The sequence below is a fragment of the Methanoculleus sp. UBA413 genome (assembly GCF_002502935.1).
In the GTDB taxonomy this organism is placed as follows: domain Archaea; phylum Halobacteriota; class Methanomicrobia; order Methanomicrobiales; family Methanoculleaceae; genus Methanoculleus; species Methanoculleus bourgensis.
The window spans coordinates 1,913-18,573 of the sequence record NZ_DAQR01000032.1; the positions used below are offsets into that span (position 1 = coordinate 1,913).

Here is a 16,661-nt window from a genome sequence, read left to right on the forward strand (position 1 = left end):
TGGATCGTCGGCGCGTGCATCTTCGTCTACGATATCAGGGGCCGGTTCCACGCCACCGAGATCCTACCGCTGCTTGAGCGCTACGGGGTTACGACGTTCTGCTGCCCCCCGACCATCTACCGGATGCTGATCCTCGCCGACCTCGATAAGTTTGATCTTGCTGACCTCCGGCACTGCTGCAGCGCTGGCGAACCGCTCAATCCCGAGGTGATCCGGGCATGGGAGGAGGGGACCGGCAGGACGATCTACGAGGGCTACGGCCAGACCGAGACGGTGCTCTGTATCGGGACGTTCCCGGGCATGAAGTGTAAACCCGGCTCCATGGGGAGGCCCTCGCCGGGCTGGCATATCGAACTCCACGATGACGATGGAAACCCGGTCGGCATCGGGGAGGAGGGGCGCATCGCGGTCAAACTGGATCCCCGCCCGGTCGGGCTCTTCCGCGGCTACCTGAACAACGAAGAGGAGAATCAAAGGGTCTTTCAGAACGGGTTCTACTACACCGGTGATAAGGCGTGTATGGATGAGGACGGCTACTTCTGGTTCATCGGCCGCGATGACGACGTCATCAAGTCCTCCGGCTACCGTATCGGGCCCTTCGAGGTGGAGAGCGCGCTCATGGAGCACCCCGCCGTGCAGGAGGCAGCGGTCGTCGGGTCGCCCGACGTGATCAGGGGGCTGATCGTCAAGGCGTTCATTGTCCTCAAGCCCGGGTACCGGCCCACTGAGACGCTGGTCAAGGATATCCAGAAGCACGTCAAGCGGGTGACGGCGCCCTACAAGTATCCCCGCGCGATCGAGTTTGTGTCAGAGCTCCCAAAGACAATCTCGGGCAAGATCAAGCGGCATGAACTCCGTGAACTGGAGATGAAGCGGTCTATGGAGAACAACTCCCCCAACTCCCGTTCGTCCAGGAAATGCGGGGAGTGATCACCTTTATTTTGTTGAAGGTACTATGATATTAGGCGCGAGGGTTGCCAAGCCAGGTCAAAGGCGCTAGGTTCAGGGCCTAGTCTCGTAGGAGTTCGCCGGTTCGAATCCGGCTCCTCGCATTCTTCTTCTACATTCTCTCTTCTGCAGAGTTCGGTTTCCGATCGGCGCACCGGGAACTCTGGTCTAATAGAGCGTATCCCCGGGTAAAGGCGAGGTCGCGAATGCCCCCGGCCCGACACAGTTGGTCTTCGAGTTCCGGTCCTCGTGGAACGTCGTTCCCACCGGCCGCCCCGACCGTCGAGCCCCTCCTGGGATGCCCGGGGAGAGGCCTGGCCGGGGCCGGTCAGCAGGGGACGTGCCGTAAAGCCAGAAGGTTATTTGACCCTGCCAAACTCCTTGCTTACGTCTGCCGCAGACTGGTATGTCTTGTCCTCAAACATCTCCAGGACCTGGATCACCGCGTCCGGCGCCTTGTTCTTCCGGGCATGGCTGATCATGTCCTGCTTTCCTGCAGGGTAGTCCATGCCTCCGAGGTACTTCTGAAATGCGGATGCGCTCAGCTCTGCAACAGATGCGGCCTGTGCTGCAGAGGCCTGCCCACCCTTAACTGACGGTCGTTCTTCTGGCATACTTCTCACCACCAATGTTGGTGCATCCCGCATGGCGGGACACGACCCAGCCCATAGATCCATGAGAATAAAAATGTTGCTGTGCGATCAGGCAAAAAGAAGGGAAATTTGGCGATAGACAGTTTTGAGTCAGCGATGATCCCGGATGGGAACGAGAGCGCCCGGGGACTACCATACCACCGGGATGACACAACCAGGAACCGGCTCCGGCGCCGCTATCGGCCGTGGTTCACCTGCTTCTGAAACAGGAAGAAGTGATGGCCGCTCCGGAACCTCATCACCCACCCGGTCAGGAGGTCTCCGTAATAGTGTAGGCGCCCTGCCCTGCCCCATGATAGGGGTAGGGCGGCATGGGTATACCCGGGCGTGCCGGCTCACTCCCCGAAACCTTGATGGCAGGCGGAAGAGGACCAGGGAACCCATGATTCTCCCGCCTGAATTCTATGCGCACGACGCCGTGACCGTCGCAAAGGACCTGCTGGGGTGCCTGCTCGTGCACCAGGAGGAGGCAGGGATGGCGGCCGGGTGGATCGTCGAGGACGAGGCGTACCTCCGGGGGGACCCGGCGGCCCACTCGTTCCGGGGAGAGACAAAGCGGAACCGCGTTCTGTTCGGACCGCCGGGCCGTGCGTATATCTACCGGATCTACGGCTTGTATACCTGCATCGACGTCGTGACGGGACCAGAGGGCGCAGGGGGTGCGGTCCTCATCAGGGCGCTCGAGCCGGCGGTCGGGATTGACCTGATGCGGGAGAGACGGGGGACGGACGACCCGCTCGCGCTTGCAAGCGGCCCGGGGAAACTGACGGAGGCGCTCGGCATCACGATGGACCTGAACGGGGTCTCCCTCAGCGACGGTCCCCTCCAGGTCTGGTCGCCGGAGAGCCTCCCCGGCCGGCGGCCGGAGGGCTGGCCGGGAGAGGTCGTGCAGACGACCCGGATCGGGATCACGAAGGCGGCGGACCGCCCCCTCCGGTTTTACCTGAAAGGGAGCCGTTACGTCTCGCGGCGGTGATCCGGGGCAAAGTCGGGGTCGTGCCGGCTCCTCTCGACCCGCCCAACGTGAGGTGCCGCACGGTATATGCCCTCATGCGAAGAGGAGGTCCCGCGTAACCCGGGTGCGGAACTCCGGGCGCAGCGCTGCCTTTGGTACGACATCCACGTTCAGGCCGAGTTTCTCTTCAAGATACTGTGAAAGCCCGACAAAATCAAAGAGGTCCGCTTCAGGGCCGAACTCAACGAGTACGTCGATGTCACTGCTCTCCCCTTGCTCTTCGCGAGCATACGACCCGAAGATGCCGATGCTCAGGACGTGATACCGATCCTTCAACTCACCTTTCAGGGACCGAAGGGTGTCGAGGACTTCAGCGCGGGTTTTCATAGCTCCTGCTCTATCTCTCTCAAGTAGATCGCCTTAAAGTGCCACTCGGTCTTCCCCCTGAAGAGCAGATGCGCCACACGCCCGCTGAAAAAGTCGTACGTTGCCGTTCAAGGCAGTTCTCTACTCACTCCGGCGGGATCCGGCGCCGGACCCGGCTTCCCTCCTCGGCCCGGCCCTGCAGTGTGACCGTATACTCGTTCACCGGCACCTCCTTTCCCGAGCGCTCCAGGGCCCGGTCCACGACGTACCGCACCCCGCTGCAGCAGGGCACCTCCATGTGCAGGACCGTAACCGACCGGACAGCGTGCTGCGAGAAGACCTCCGCGAGTTTCGTGACATACCCATCAACGTCGGCATCCAGTTTCGGGCAGAAGACGATCGCGATCCTGTCCCGCAGGAAGTCCCGGTGAAAGTCTGCGTAGGCAAAGGGAACACAGTCCCCGGAGATGAGGAGGTCCGCACCCTCGAAGTACGGGGCCCGGGGGTTGAGGAGTTTCAACTGGACCGGCCACTGCCGGAGTTCCGACTCCGTCCGTGCGGCGGGCTCCCGGTCCATGGTATCCGCTCGCGAGAGGCTCCTTGCGGCGGACCCCGGACACACCCCTGCAACCTCTGCGGTCTCGTGTTCGGGTATGGGGATACCGTTCGCGGTCAGGTACTCGACCGCCTGCCGGTAGAGCTCCATCTCCCCGTGGCCGAGAAGGTGCTCCAGGTGTGCCCTGAGGACCGCTTCTCCCTGGGGCACGATCTTTTCTGCCATCACGGCCTTCTCATCGTACGGCTCGGCCTCCCGCTCGATGACGCAGATCGCCCCCTCCGGGCACGTCCCGATACAGGCGCCGAGCCCGTCGCAGAAGAGGTCGCTCACGAGCCGCGCCTTCCCGTCGATGATCTGAAGCGCTCCTTCCGGGCAGTCGGGGATGCAGAGCCCGCACCCGGTGCATTTCTCCTCGTCGATATCGATGATCTTTCTCTTCATCAGAATCCCCCTGTATCCATTGCCCCTGCTGCTTCTCTTAACGACCCGGTACCCAAAAAACATTTGCGGCTGGGTCAGGGGCAGCCAGGTGGACGCCGAAGAAGAAAGCAGTTATCCCCGGACAAAGAGACGGTTAAGGTAATGTCCCCCGCACCGGTCCGCCGTCCTGCACCCGCCTTTGATCTCTTCAACGTCTATTTCGAGCGCCTCTATGATCCCACGATGCATGTCGTCTTCACGTTCGACGGCGAGGTCGACGTCGACGTCATGCGGGAGGCGACGGTGAGGCTCGTCGCGTCCGACCCCTACCTTCGGTCGCGGTTTGCAGATGAGGGAGAGGGGCTCCCGGTCTGGGAGGAGATCCCGGAGGGAGAGAGGGCGTTCGTCCTCGTCCCGGCCGGGGAGGGTGTGAGCCTGCCCCCGCCGCCGCTTGACGTCCGCGCCGGGCCGCAGGTCCGGGTCACGCTCTACCGGCGGGAGGAGGGGGATAGTGTGGTCGTTACCTGCCACCACGGTTTCTGCGACGCCGCCGGCGCCATGGCCCTTGCCAGGCGGGTCTTTGCGGCCTACCGGGGGATTCTGGAAGATCCGGAGTTCCAACCGGTCCCGGTGGAGCCCTACGACCGGAGCACGGACCGGATCCTTGCGCTCTACTCAGATGAGGAGCGCAAGCAGGCGCTTGCAGAGGAGGAGCCCTTCGTCGACCGGTGGCGCTTCCCGGTCGAGCGGACCGGGAGGGGGACGCCCCGGATCGCTTCCCGGACGCTCGCCCCCGAACGGCTCGGGCGCATAAAGGAGTTCGGGCGCGAGCACGGGGCCACGGTGAATGACGTCCTCATCGGTGCGTTCTTCCTCGCCCTGTTGAAGATCCGGGACGACCCCTCGGACCGGGGAGCGCCCCGGTCACTCCTGACGTCGGCCGACCTGCGCCGGCGGCACCTCAGGCACCCTGAGGAGTGCCCGCCCATGAACCTCTCGATCGCCTACGAGGTCACCCTCTCCGCGGAAGAGGGAGCAGATCTGGAGGAGATCATCGACCAGGTGACGGCGATAACCTCCCGCCGCAAGGCAGGAAGTCTCGGGCTTGCGGCCATCCTCTTCTACGAAGGGATCATGGCGGGCGGGATGCCGGCGGTGCGGGCGTTCTTTGACGATATGATGGAGCGCTACCTCTCGTCCGGCCTGAAGAACCCGGTCTTTGCGAACCTCGGGATATTCGACCCCGGCGACTACCTGCCCGTCCCCGGCCGGGACGGCACGCTGCTCGACCTTGCGGAGATCCAGTACCTCCCCTGCGTCTGCTGGCCGTACGGGTTTTTGATGACGGCCTCGACCTTCCGCGGCCGCCTGACGATCATGACGGCGTATGAGGAGGGGCCCTACTCGACGGCAACGGTGAAGCAGTTCCTCGAGTACGTGGACGGGTATCTCCCATGAGGGCCGCGATATTGGGGAGTTACCAGGAGGATGAAGATACTGTCGGGCAGAGCGGGAGATAGCGGTGCCTGGCCGGATAAGGGCGGACCAAAAAGATGCATATCGAGCAGTGTCTCGGTTGCCGGACCGCCTGCCGCATCGTTTATCCTCTAGCCCTCCTTACACCTTCCTATGGACCCGGTCATCGATGCGATACGGCAGGAACTCACGACGCACGGGGACCCTGATGTCCGGAAGTGTTCAGGGCGGTTCTTCAGGGAGGAGGTCCGGTGCTACGGCTTGAAGACCGCAACCGTATCCTCGATCGCGAAGAAGTACTGGAAGGAGGTCAGGTCCCGCGAGAAACAGGAGATCTTCGCGCTCTGCGAGGACCTCTATCGGTCGGGGATGATGGAGGAGGCTTTTATCGTATCTGCATGGGCTCCGCTGCTCGCCGACCGCTACGAGCCCCGGGACATCGCCGTCTTCCGGCACTGGATCGATACCTATGTCACCAACTGGGCTGCCTGCGACGGTCTCTGCAACCATGCCGTCGGGGATTTCATCGTGCGGTACCCCGGCGAGATCGAGGAGCTGCAACGCTGGACGCAGTCCGAGAACCGCTGGATGCGGCGGGCGGCGGCGGTCTCGCTGGTCGTGCCGGCAAAACGCGGGAGTTTCCTCACCGAAGCCCTCGCGATCGCCGACCTGCTCCTCACCGATACTGATGATCTGGTGCAGAAAGGCTACGGGTGGCTCCTCAAAGAGGCGAGCCGCAAGCACACGGACGAGGTCTTCTCCTACGTCATGGCAAACAAGCGGGATATGCCCCGGACGGCGCTCCGGTACGCAATCGAGCTGATGCCAAAGGACCTGAAGGCGGAGGCGATGAAGAAGGACTGGTGAGGTCGGCGGTGACCGGGCCGGTTCGTACGCTCCGGAGAGTTTCGGAGAATGGTTGCGCCGACCACCCCGATACCGAGCGACGACTCCGCGTGGTTGCCGTCAGGGGCCGTGCTCCCGGGTCCGAACGGGCATATGCATAGACTTTAACGTCATTAGAGAGAACCACGGTATGATGAAGAGCCCTTTTCACGTCATGATCATACCCACGCTCGGGTGCCCCTCCAAATGCCATTACTGCTGGAGTTCCGATGAAGGGTCCCCGATAATGAGCATCGAGACGGTCCGGGAGATAACCGAATGGCTCAAAGACTACCGGTCCGACCAGGTCACCATCACCTTCCACGGGGGAGAGCCGCTCCTTGCAGGTGCGGATTTCTATCGGCAGGCCCTGCCGATCCTCTCCGAGGGTCTCGCCCATCTCGCACCGACGTTCGCCCTGCAGAGCAACCTCTGGAGGCTCACTCCGGAACTGGCTCAGATACTTGCCCAATACGATATCCCCGTCGGTTCCAGCATCGACGGTCCGGAGGAGATCAACGACCTGCAGAGAGGAAAGGGCTACTTTAAAAAGACTATGCGGGGCTACGAGATCGCGCGGGCAAACGGACTCGAAGTCAGGTTTATCTGCACGTTCACCTCCCGGTCGGTCGAGCATAAAGAAGAGATCTTCAACTTCTTCCTGCAGAATGGGTTCCCGCTCAAACTCCACCCGGCGCTGCCGTCTCTCCGGAACGAGAACCCGAAAGAGTGGGCGCTCGAGCCGGAGGCGTACGGGGAACTGCTGGTGTATCTCCTCGATAAGTACCTGGAGAACCTGGGGAGGATCGAGATCATGAACATCAACGACCTCTGCAAGTGCGTCTTCACCCGGCACGGCACCGTCTGCACATATGTGGACTGCATGGGAACCACCCTGGCCGTCGGGCCGGACGGGAGCATATACCCCTGCTACCGCTTCGTCGGGATGCCGGAGTACGTGATGGGCAACGTCTACGACCGCCCCACATCCGAAGACCTCGCCCGGTCGGACGCCGGGAAGTTGATGCAGGCGTTCAAGGACTACGTCGACCGCGAATGCGGGGGATGCCCCCACATCAAGTACTGCCGGGGCGGGTGCCCCTACAACGCGATAGCGCCGACAGACGGCGAGATCCGGGGCGTCGACCCCCACTGCGTCGCCTACAAGCGGATCTTCGACGAGATCAACGACCGGGTGAATGAAGAACTCTACGGGTCCCCGGTGATGGAGACGGAAGACTTCGGCTCGCCGCTCCGGAGGAAGGCAAAGCCGGGGATCATGTGGATCCTCCAGACGATGGCAACGAAGTGAGCGCCGGGCACCTCAGCGGTTCTTCCTGAGGACGAAAAACTCATAGCCGTACTCGCCGGCGTGCTCCCGGTAGACGGCGATCTCCCGCTCTGAAAAATCGATAAGGGCCTCTGCATCGGGGTCGCCGGCGGCTGCCACCCGCAGGTCTGCCAGCCGTTTGATGAGCGGCGTATAGTAGTCCTCCCACCACGCGGACTCAGGCAGCGGAAAGGTCGCAACGACTTCATACCCGGCCCTCTCGGCGATTACACAGTTCCCCCGGACGGTCGTTATCCCGGGGTAGCACTCGTTCCAGAACGCCGCCACCTCGCTTGAGGGCTTCTCCGTGAACCAGACGGCTTCGGTGAGGCAGAGGTAGCCGCCCGGTCGGAGAAGCCGCCGCCACGAAGCGAGCCCCTCCCAAAACCCCATGACAAAGATCGAGCCCTCCGCCCAGAGGACGTCGAACGTTGCGTCGCGAAAAGGCAGGTTGTCCATCGAGGCCCAGACCGTGGTGATCCGTTCCCCCACCCCGGCCGCTGCCGCCCTCCGGGCGAGGTCGTCCAGGTACGGCTGGTGGACATCGACGGCGGTTATGCGGCAGTCGGGGCAGATCCGGGCCAATTCAGTCGTCTGCATCCCGGTCCCGCACCCGATATCCAGGATCTCCGGTTGGGCCGGGAGATCGGTGAGCATCGAGAACGCCTTTCTCGTGCACTCGTTGCTCCCCGGTCCCTGGCGGGGCAGGCCCTCGAAGATGGTGAAGATGAAGGAGTTGTCCATTACCGGTAGTATGTCGTATGGCCGCATAAACCCGCACGGCGGCACGGCTGCCGTTCCGGCATGATAAATACCAGCGCCGCCCATTCATGCGTATGGAGCGAAAGACTCCTGCCTCCGAACTCCGGGACCGCATGGAGCGCTTCCGGCTCCGCATGGACACGGAGAACCCCCCATGGGAGTTTGCCGCGATCTTTGGGCGGACAAACCAGTTCTACCTCACCGGGACGATGCAGGACGGGGTCCTCCTGATCCCCCGCGACGATGAAGCCGTGCTCTGGGTACGCCGGAGCCTTGAGCGGGCGCTTGACGAGTCGCTCTTCCCCGATATCCGGCCGATGAAGAGTTTCCGTGACGCAGCCGCCGGGATGGGCGCATGCCCCGGGACAGTCCACGTTGATGCGGAGACGGTGCCCCTCGCGCTGCTCGAACGCTTCCGGAAATACTTCCCCTTCAGGGAGACGGCGGCGCTCGATACCCAGGCGGCGAAGGTCAGGTCGAAGAAGAGCACTTACGAACTTGCGATCATGGAGCAGGCCGGGAGGATCCACCGGCACGTACTGGAAGACTGCGTCCCGGGGATGCTCAGGGAGGGGATGAGCGAGGCCGGGCTTGGGGGTGAGGTCTTCTCCCTCATGGTCAGGGAGGGGCATCATGGCATAGCCCGGTTCGGGAGGTTCGGGACGGAGATGGTGCTCGGGCAGATCGGGTTCGGGGAGAGTTCCCTCTACCCGACCAACTTCGACGGTCCGGGGGGATGCCTTGGAGCGGCTCCCGGCGCGCCGGTCCTCGGCAGCCCCGACCGGACGCTCAAAGCCGGTGACCTGGTCTTCCTCGACTGTGCGTGCGGGGTGCAGGGCTACCACACCGACAAGACAGTGACGTATATCTTCAGGCGATCGCTCCCTGAGGAGGCGATAGATGCCCATCGCCGGTGCGTCGAGATCCAGGACGAGGCGGCCGCGCTGCTGCGGGCGGGGACCCGCCCGTCGGAGGTCTACGAGACGGTGATCGGCGGCCTGGAGCCCGCATTCCTCAAGAACTTCATGGGGTTTGGTGATCGAAGGGTGCCGTTCCTGGGCCACGGCGTCGGCCTCACCGTGGACGAGGTGCCGGTGATCGCCCGGGGTTTTGATGAACCGCTCGAAGAAGGGATGGTGATCGCCCTCGAACCAAAGGTTGGCGTCAGGGGCGTCGGGATGGTCGGTATCGAGAACACTTTCGTGGTCACCCGCGGAGGCGGCAGGAGCATCACGGGGACGAACCCCGGGCTGATCCTGGTGGACTGAGGGAGGATCCGGTCGCGGCCCCGGTACCGTGAAACGATGGCAGCCCGGAAAACCGGTAGGTATACTATGGTCAACTCCCCAATGTGGTGATCAACGGGAGTGAATACGGTGAATGTTCTCAGGAAAGTGCTCATCGCGGCAGGCGTTCTCGCGGTCATCCTCTTCGTATGTATAGCGCTGCTTGCAGCAATCCTTGGCCAATCCGCATCAGAGAGTTTCAGGTCGTCGTATCACTACGACCTGACGATCTCCACGTCCGGGCCTATCGAAGATGTGGTCCTCCTGGTCCCTCTTCCTTCCCGGTACGACCCGGAGACCGGAACGAACGTGACGCCCCTCGACCTCTCCCGTGCGAGTTTCAGCCATTTTGACCGGGACAAGATATCAGTAACGATCGAGCACGTCGACGGCATTCCCATGCTGAAGATCTCGGCCGACCGGATCGATCCCGTCTACAAAAACCAGATTGTACCGATCCCGATTGCGCCGGGGCAGAACGAGTCGGAACTCCCCAAACCCACTCAAATCTACTCGAACCGGTATTCAGAGGAGACGCCGGTTCTGGTCGAGATGGAACTTCACATCTCCGGCACCGGTCCCGACCACGAGATAGACACCAGAACGCCGGTAGGAACCGAACCTCTCTTCATGCCCTACCAGATTGCCGGTACCATCAACGAGTCCGGCGGACGCGTTGAAGGCCTCTACGTGAGCCCGGGGACTTCCGGGTACATCGTGGAGGTGCCGTTTATCCTCTCGTTCGATGCCGACGACGAGAACGTCCTTGCCGTCTCATGCGGGTTCCTGGGGACGAACCAGTGGTGGGTTCTTGGCTGGCAGTCGAATTCGTACTCCGAGAGTGTGCGTCACGAGTTCCGGGGTGCGTGCAACGGCACCTACCCGGTGAGGGGCGTTCTCGTAACGGGCGAGGGCGTGTACTGACGCCCGCCCTCCTCCTCGTTTTCCTGCAGAGATGCGCCTTCGTTCGCCCGGGTCGTTTGACCGGGCGCTCTCGAGGGCTCCGGGGTGCTGTTCCGGCAGGTTGTCCATTCAAGTCTTCTCTGCAGCGATGACCGTGAACCCGGCCTTTGACTCGACCTCAGTTACGCAAAACCCGGTGCGCCTGAGGAGGGCTCGCACCTCGTCCGATGAGTAAAAGCGGGCGCGGGAGAGGAACCTGTGTTTTCCCCTATCATGCCGGTACTTCCGGGCAACTGCTCCTTCACGCTCAAGAAACCCAATCACAAGAGTCCCCAGCGGAGCGAGGATCCGGTGAAGTTCCCGAAATACCGGGACCGGGTCGTCCAGGAAACAGATGACCGTCACCAGGAGCACCGATGAACACGCCTCGTCCCTGATCGGGATTGATTCTCCTCTCCCGCGGATCACCTCGATCCCCCGCCCGCGTGCCATCCGGGCGAGGGCAGGCGAGGGCTCGAGCCCGAGCGTAATCCCGAGCGGGGCGGCAAACCGTCCGGACCCGACCCCCACCTCGATGGCACGGGAGTCGGGGCAGGGGAGGAGGCGCCGGACCCGGGCGAGTTCCACGTGGTACTCGGCGCGGTGCTCCTCAAACCAGTGGTCGTACTCCTCTGCGAACCGCTCAAATACATCCTCAGGCAACGTGCTGTCACGACCCATAGAGATGCTCTTGCACCCGTCTCTCGATCGCCTCCTCCCGCCGTTTCAGCAGGGAGAGGTCCATCGGTCCCTCCCGGTAGGCTGAGAAGAGGAAGTAGACGAAATCCACCGTCAGGTCCATCACCTCTTTCTTGAACCTGACCTCAACGGTGGTGTCCCCGGCAAACCCCTTGATGGAGAACCAGTCGGGCTTCTCGAACTTGTAGAACCCCTCGCCGATGTTGGGGAGGGCTTCCACATGCCCGAAGTTCCCGAGGTAGGCGAAGAAGCCCTCCGGTACCGGGGCGCTGAGGAGGAACTCCTTCATGAAGGAGCCGTCGGCACAGGATTTATGACGAATCGACCGAAGAATTCGCATCTCTTGCAATCTCCCTGATTGCTCTGGCTGTGATCCGGCACTCTTCATCGGTCGTGAACCAGGAGAGGCTGAGCCGCACGGAGCCTACTCCCCCGTCGATCGCCCTGTGCAGAAGAGGCGCACAGTGGAGCCCGGTGCGGGCAACGACCCCGTAGGCGCGGGCGAGGATGAACCCCACGTCATCGTTCTCGATGCCCCAGATGTTGAACGAGATGATGGGAAGAGAGGGGTGTTCGTTGTAGACGGTGATGTTTGGCTCCTTCGTTAACTCTCCGATGATGAACCCGGTCTGGCGCTCTGCTTTCTCTGCGATGGCCGCAACACCGATAGATGCTATATAGTTCACGCCGGCCGCGAGGGCCGCAAGGCCCGGGTAGTTATGGGTCCCTGACTCGAACCGCTCCGGCATCTCGCGGGGCTGGAAGAGCGAGAAGGAGTCGGTCCCGGTCCCTCCGTAGCGGACAGGGGCGACCGATTCCGGGTCCCGCAGGTAGAACCCACCGGTGCCCGGGATGCCGAAGAGGCCCTTGTGGCCGGTGAAGGCGTAGGCATCGACCGGGAACTTCTGGAGGTCGACGGGTATATGGCCGGCGGCCTGCGCTCCGTCGACGATGAAGAAGACCCCGTGATCGTGCAGGACCTCCCCGATGCGGGAGACGTCCTGCACCGAGCCGAGCACGTTGCTCCCGTGGGTCGTGACCATGAGCCTGGTATCGGGCGTTATGGCTGCTTCAACCGTATCTGGATGAACCGAGCCGTCTTCGAAGGGGAGGACCGTCAGCCTGATGCGGCCCTGCCGTTCGAGCTCATGGAGCGGTCTTAAGACCGAGTTGTGGTCGAGTTCGGTCGTGAGGACGTGGCAGCCTGCCTCTTTCTCGGCAAGGAATCCCTGGATGAGGAGGTTTAAGGAGTCGGTCGCGTTCTGGGTGAAGACCACGTGTTCCGGCGGGTCTGCGGCAAGGAGGCTCGCGACTGCTTCCCGGGCCAGCGTGACGTAATCCTCTCCCTGGCTGCCGGTGGTCCTCCCCGACCCAAAGACGGGGAGGGCAAGGGATTGCCTCACGGCCTCCAGCACTTCCGGGGGTTTCGGCCAGGTCGTGGCGGCGTTGTTTAAGTAGATGATCGGCGGGCGGTCAGCCGTAGAACTCATTTTCAAGGAGTCTGTTCTCCAGTGCCAAAAAAGAATCGTTCCGGATACCCGGGAAGCCTTATCACTGACGGGCGTGACGGATTTGGCTCGCGGTCGCCGGCGAGATAACCGTACTCTTCCGGCCGATTCCTGCACGAACCACACCGCCTCACAGGGGATCCGTCCTCACGGGAAGCGCCGCCTCTGCAGGAGGTAAACCGGTATGCCCGCCAGCATGACCGCACTCCCGATGCCGACTGATGCGACCGGCAGCGTGAACGCGAGCGCAAGACAGCCCAGAAGACCAGGCACCGCGAGGTTCCTGCCATACAGCCTCTCCTGCCCCGTCAGGGTGTATGCAGAGATGTTTGTGACCGCGTAGTACAGCAGCACCGTAAAGGAACTGAACCCGATTGCCGCACGGAGATCCGCGAGCAGGACCACCGCAACAATGATCTTCGTTGCGCCGGCGGTCTTCTCGATCCCGAAATAATTCAGCGCCACAAACGCGATCACCGCCCCCGCGGCAAGGTAGCGTGCGCAGTCAGGGGAGAGGTAGTAGCCGAAGGTGAGCGCAACCGCAGAACAGCTGGCGAGTTTCCCGACCACGAAGCCCCAGCCCGCCACCCAGGCCCAGAACCCGCTCAACCGCTCCCTCGCATAGACGTAGGTGCCGGGTCAACAATCAAACGTCGGGCAGGGGCGACCTCCCGCATGAGACGTTGGTGCTCTCTGTTACCGCACTGCCTCACGCGAAGTCGCGAAGGCCGCGAAGGGGCGTTGCAGGTACCCAAGACCAATCTTCGCGTCTTCGCGCACTTCTGCGTGAATTTTCAGCACAGGGGGATCGAGCCGCTCGCGCTCTCGCGCGAAGACTTGATGAGGCGTTGCAGGGGATTATACCGAACTTCGCGTGCTTCCGCGTGAGGTCATCGGCGTTGCATCTCACGCATCAAAATAACGTGACACGATGCACTATTGCGACAATTTGTCGTTGACTCGGCAGTAGGTGCCGCCTGATGCCAGGTAGAGGCGGGTGAGCTGTGCGGATGAGGCAGCGTTGCAGTATGCAACACTCGCCGCAATCGCAAGCCCGATGACCAGCCCCGCCTGAGCGGCGGCGGCCGCCGGTGCGAGAGCCGTGAAGATGCCGGCGCCGATCATGGAGCCAAGCCCGATAACGGTGGCGTCTCCGGTTGTCAGTCTTCGCGAGAGTCTGCTCGCCTGCGTTCCGGCGTGGGGCGGTGTTGCCATACGACCTCCACCACCCTGTTGAGGACGGATGCGAACCATACCCATCCGGTGCTCAAGAGAGTCTCCGTGGGCCCGTCGTCGTCAGGGCGCATACTTAATCGTTGCGCCGGCATCAGGTAGTTTCCAGCGCGGAAGGAACGAGGGCACTGTCCCGGATCGAGGAGTGCGCCGGCAGCGGGATGGGGCCGGAAAAAAAGAGGTTCAAGCCGAGAGGTCCCGCCGGGGGTGCTTTAACTGCGCAGCTTCGGGGAGTTGAACCAGAGTCCCTGGAGCTGGTGGGCCTCATCGCCTTTCTTGAAGACGAACCGGATATCCACCCCGTCCTCACGCTCGAACGTCGCCTTGTAGACTACGGCGATGTAGTCGCCGGTCTCTGTGACGACAGGGTCCTTTCTGGACTCGTAGAGCCCGATCCGGGATGTGACGAGTTCGCGGTTCTGCTCAAACGCGGCCTCATCCAGGGCCTGTTTCATCTCCGGGCTGAAGTCGCGGGAGTACTTCGTGTAGTTGTCTTCGTTGAAGCCGGCAAGGAGGTTCTCGGCGACCGGGTCTGCGTAGGCAAGCACCTGCACCTTCTCCTCGTCGGGGACGACTGATTCCCGGTCCATGCAGCCGCATGCGGCGACCGCGATGAGGAGCAGCAGGGCGGCGAGGAATGGGGTTTTGCGGAGATTCATGGTACTGAGTCGGATTGGGGGGAGATTAATCTGCGGGTGGAGGGGGGTTCTCACCGGTATGGCTATCGATCAACGACCTTCTCGATCCGGACACGCCGGTTTTTCCTCATACAAGGAACGTCGGAGTCTGGTTATTTAAGCAGGGGCCGTGCGCGTGGTGAACGTGAAAAAGGCATTGTGTCGAGAGACTTCTGCGCTCTTACCGCCTTTGCCGTATCCAGCAGAGACACTGTACGCGAGAGTTCAGCACGATCATCCGCCGAGCATCTTCACCAGCACCGCCACCACCCCGCCGACGACCCCGCCGGTCCCGGCGCTGACCGTCGAGAGCCGCCGCTCCTCGCCGACCTTCTCCGCCCGCCAGCCCTCCAGCGCCCGGATCCTGGCCTCAAAATCCAGGTCCTGCGCCTCCATCCGCGCGAGCGCCCGGCAGATCCACTTCACGTCCCGGTTCGTCTCGTAGACGAGCTCCCGGGTAGTCTTCTCCTCAGTCATCCAGGTAACCTTCCTGAAGGACGATAGGTCGGGGAACCTAAAAAGGCTGACCGTAACAATTATATTCAAGAATCCAGCCCCAATTTGGGCTTTTTGATAAAGTCAGGTTGATATCCCCAGGGGGCATACCATATGATTGTCTGTCATATTCCCGGGAACCCTGGCAGGCGAGGAGTAACCAACCATGGCAGACTTCGTCCAGAAGACCGTGAACAAATCGGCGGTCCGGGACCTTTCCGTCCCGATCGCCGACGTAACGTCGTTTAACACCCTCATCGAGATGGTCATCGATGACAACCCCTTCGGCTGCATCGCGTATACCGACCGCGAGGGCGTTGAGGTCCCGGCGGTCGTCCGCAACCGCGAACACTACACCGCGAAGGTGAACTTCGTCGACGGGAGCGGCAAGCGGGTCGGGACCGTCTCGCTCCAGTCCCCCACGATCGCCGCGTTCGAGGCGAACGCCGCGGAAGCCCTTGCAAATACGGCGCTTAAGACCGCGATGGGCGGCACCGCCGTCCGCGACTTCGGCCGTGAGAGCTACTATGCTCAGCTCAAGTGCCACGACCCCACGGGTGACGACTACTACGTCACCTTCACCCGGAAGACCGTCCGGATCTCGTCCTACCAGGACGACGCGATCAAAGAAAAGATCGAGACCTGGGCAGACCTGGTCCCCGTGCTGGAGTGAGGAGGGGGACTTCACCCCCTTTTTCTACCGGGGAGCCTGCCCAATTTGAAGATATCTCCTGTTGTTTTATCAATCGTCCCGGGTCGCAGGTGACCCCATAACGTTAATCCGATTGTGCTGTTCCTTCCATGTGAGCATCACAGGCGAGGAAGCCCACCCCCAGTGATGAAATCCACCGTCCGGCTCACGTTGCTGTTCCCCGGCATATCGGCAGAGGGAACCCGGTTCCGGGCTATCGCGACAGATTACCCTCCTCCCGGGAGGAGGGGGAGGTGGGCGGTTTGGGTAGCACAAATGTTGTATCTCCGGTAAAGCGTACTCGACCATTGTGGCAGATCCGGCCTCCGGGAGGGACTGCACCGTCGTTGCTCACTCACACCATGCGCAGCTCACGCTTATAACCCCCTCGCACCCACCTCTTTTTGCGTGCGGGAACCTGTCTTAAGGCCGAATACCCGGATCACGGCGTCGCCTTCCTCCTTCGGCAGCGATCAGTCAGGTCCACCCGCACAGGAGCAGAACATTGAGAGAAAGTAACCTGGAAGTACTCGACCACATCCCGGATCCGGTCGCAAACCCCGCCCGGGAGACGCAGATCGTCAACGGTAAAGTCGGATTGATAACGCCACACAACGAGGAAACAGAATGCAAGAACCAGCGAGAATAAAGGGCAGCCCACAGGATGAAACGTGCGCCAACATCGATTCACACGGGACTGCCAACAACTCTTCTCCGTCCGGAGTAATAAGATCAGCTACCAGCGAGCGAAGAGCCGGGGTCGTCCCCCTTTACCT

Annotated in this window: 20 protein-coding genes and 1 tRNA gene; 10 read left to right on the forward strand and 11 right to left on the reverse strand. The window is 62.1% G+C overall.

Annotated elements, in window-relative coordinates; translation table 11 throughout:
• Both BP858_RS02495 and BP858_RS02500 read left to right on the forward strand, forming a co-directional pair.
• Positions 1 to 930, forward strand: a 930-nt coding sequence (locus tag BP858_RS02495) for an AMP-binding protein (protein ID WP_286878756.1), incomplete at its 5' end; no start/stop codon positions are given.
• A gap of 37 nt (positions 931 to 967) precedes the next feature.
• A tRNA-Leu gene (locus tag BP858_RS02500) sits at positions 968 to 1,052 on the forward strand.
• A 255-nt stretch (positions 1,053 to 1,307) separates the two neighbouring features.
• Here BP858_RS02500 and BP858_RS02505 read toward each other — a convergent pair.
• Complete coding sequence (locus tag BP858_RS02505) at positions 1,308 to 1,562, reverse strand: DUF2795 domain-containing protein (RefSeq protein ID WP_238320515.1); 255 nt, start codon at positions 1,560 to 1,562, stop codon at positions 1,308 to 1,310.
• Positions 1,563 to 1,670: 108 nt separating this feature from the next.
• On the opposite strand from BP858_RS02505, the gene BP858_RS02510 reads away from it, so the two are divergent.
• Positions 1,671 to 1,805 carry a hypothetical protein gene (locus BP858_RS02510; RefSeq protein ID WP_272947030.1) on the forward strand — a complete coding sequence of 45 codons (135 nt, stop codon included), beginning with the start codon at positions 1,671 to 1,673 and terminating at the stop codon, positions 1,803 to 1,805.
• 178 nt (positions 1,806 to 1,983) lie between these two features.
• The gene (locus BP858_RS02515; RefSeq protein ID WP_074175284.1) at positions 1,984 to 2,577 is read left to right on the forward strand and encodes a DNA-3-methyladenine glycosylase; all 594 of its coding nucleotides are present in this window, start codon (positions 1,984 to 1,986) and stop codon (positions 2,575 to 2,577) included.
• 72 nt (positions 2,578 to 2,649) lie between these two features.
• Here BP858_RS02515 and BP858_RS02520 read toward each other — a convergent pair whose 3' ends face one another.
• Both BP858_RS02520 and BP858_RS02525 read right to left on the reverse strand, forming a co-directional pair.
• The gene (locus BP858_RS02520) at positions 2,650 to 2,943 is read right to left on the reverse strand and encodes a nucleotidyltransferase family protein (RefSeq protein WP_062262980.1); all 294 of its coding nucleotides are present in this window, start codon (positions 2,941 to 2,943) and stop codon (positions 2,650 to 2,652) included.
• Between the two features lie 124 nt (positions 2,944 to 3,067).
• The gene (locus tag BP858_RS02525; protein WP_062262977.1) at positions 3,068 to 3,922 is read right to left on the reverse strand and encodes an ATP-binding protein; all 855 of its coding nucleotides are present in this window, start codon (positions 3,920 to 3,922) and stop codon (positions 3,068 to 3,070) included.
• 141 nt (positions 3,923 to 4,063) lie between these two features.
• Here BP858_RS02525 and BP858_RS02530 point away from each other — a divergent pair, with 141 nt between their 5' ends.
• The 3 genes from BP858_RS02530 (at position 4,064) to BP858_RS02540 (ending at position 7,574) form a co-directional block, all read left to right on the forward strand.
• On the forward strand, positions 4,064 to 5,359 hold the full coding sequence (locus BP858_RS02530; protein WP_074175282.1) for a condensation protein: 1,296 nt from the start codon (positions 4,064 to 4,066) through the stop codon (positions 5,357 to 5,359).
• Positions 5,360 to 5,530: 171 nt separating this feature from the next.
• Positions 5,531 to 6,244, forward strand: a complete 714-nt coding sequence (locus BP858_RS02535; RefSeq protein ID WP_286878757.1) for a DNA alkylation repair protein — start codon at positions 5,531 to 5,533, stop codon at positions 6,242 to 6,244.
• Between the two features lie 172 nt (positions 6,245 to 6,416).
• Positions 6,417 to 7,574, forward strand: a complete 1,158-nt coding sequence (locus BP858_RS02540; protein ID WP_062262967.1) for a TIGR04083 family peptide-modifying radical SAM enzyme — start codon at positions 6,417 to 6,419, stop codon at positions 7,572 to 7,574.
• A 12-nt stretch (positions 7,575 to 7,586) separates the two neighbouring features.
• On the opposite strand, the gene BP858_RS02545 is transcribed toward BP858_RS02540, so the two are convergent.
• The gene (locus BP858_RS02545) at positions 7,587 to 8,336 is read right to left on the reverse strand and encodes a class I SAM-dependent methyltransferase (protein WP_214166839.1); all 750 of its coding nucleotides are present in this window, start codon (positions 8,334 to 8,336) and stop codon (positions 7,587 to 7,589) included.
• A gap of 92 nt (positions 8,337 to 8,428) precedes the next feature.
• Here BP858_RS02545 and BP858_RS02550 point away from each other — a divergent pair, with 92 nt between their 5' ends.
• Positions 8,429 to 9,622: a M24 family metallopeptidase gene (locus tag BP858_RS02550; RefSeq protein WP_286878758.1), complete on the forward strand. Its 1,194-nt coding sequence runs from the start codon at positions 8,429 to 8,431 to the stop codon at positions 9,620 to 9,622.
• A gap of 99 nt (positions 9,623 to 9,721) precedes the next feature.
• Positions 9,722 to 10,564 (forward strand): hypothetical protein, encoded by an 843-nt coding sequence (locus BP858_RS02555; protein WP_286878759.1) that lies wholly within the window; start codon positions 9,722 to 9,724, stop codon positions 10,562 to 10,564.
• 108 nt (positions 10,565 to 10,672) lie between these two features.
• Here the strand turns inward: BP858_RS02555 and BP858_RS02560 are convergent, their stop codons facing one another.
• The 7 genes from BP858_RS02560 to BP858_RS02590 form a co-directional block, all read right to left on the reverse strand.
• Entirely contained in the window at positions 10,673 to 11,263 is a 591-nt protein-coding gene (locus tag BP858_RS02560; protein ID WP_286878760.1) for a class I SAM-dependent methyltransferase, read from the reverse strand.
• Positions 11,253 to 11,570, reverse strand: a complete 318-nt coding sequence (locus BP858_RS02565) for a hypothetical protein (RefSeq protein WP_286878762.1) — start codon at positions 11,568 to 11,570, stop codon at positions 11,253 to 11,255. The genes BP858_RS02560 and BP858_RS02565 overlap by 11 nt, the downstream gene beginning before the upstream one ends.
• Before the next feature lie 22 nt (positions 11,571 to 11,592).
• Complete coding sequence (locus tag BP858_RS02570; protein ID WP_286878763.1) at positions 11,593 to 12,771, reverse strand: aminotransferase class V-fold PLP-dependent enzyme; 1,179 nt, start codon at positions 12,769 to 12,771, stop codon at positions 11,593 to 11,595.
• A gap of 165 nt (positions 12,772 to 12,936) precedes the next feature.
• Positions 12,937 to 13,398: a hypothetical protein gene (locus tag BP858_RS02575; RefSeq protein ID WP_074175274.1), complete on the reverse strand. Its 462-nt coding sequence runs from the start codon at positions 13,396 to 13,398 to the stop codon at positions 12,937 to 12,939.
• Between the two features lie 327 nt (positions 13,399 to 13,725).
• Complete coding sequence (locus BP858_RS02580) at positions 13,726 to 14,004, reverse strand: APC family permease (protein WP_145916355.1); 279 nt, start codon at positions 14,002 to 14,004, stop codon at positions 13,726 to 13,728.
• A 230-nt stretch (positions 14,005 to 14,234) separates the two neighbouring features.
• Positions 14,235 to 14,681, reverse strand: coding sequence for a DUF3887 domain-containing protein (locus BP858_RS02585; protein WP_074175272.1), 447 nt, complete (start codon positions 14,679 to 14,681; stop codon positions 14,235 to 14,237).
• 252 nt (positions 14,682 to 14,933) lie between these two features.
• Positions 14,934 to 15,176 (reverse strand): hypothetical protein, encoded by a 243-nt coding sequence (locus tag BP858_RS02590; RefSeq protein WP_286878764.1) that lies wholly within the window; start codon positions 15,174 to 15,176, stop codon positions 14,934 to 14,936.
• Between the two features lie 184 nt (positions 15,177 to 15,360).
• Between BP858_RS02590 and BP858_RS02595 the strand changes: the two genes are divergently transcribed.
• Complete coding sequence (locus tag BP858_RS02595) at positions 15,361 to 15,867, forward strand: hypothetical protein (RefSeq protein WP_286878765.1); 507 nt, start codon at positions 15,361 to 15,363, stop codon at positions 15,865 to 15,867.
• Positions 15,868 to 16,661: the final 794 nt, after the last annotated feature.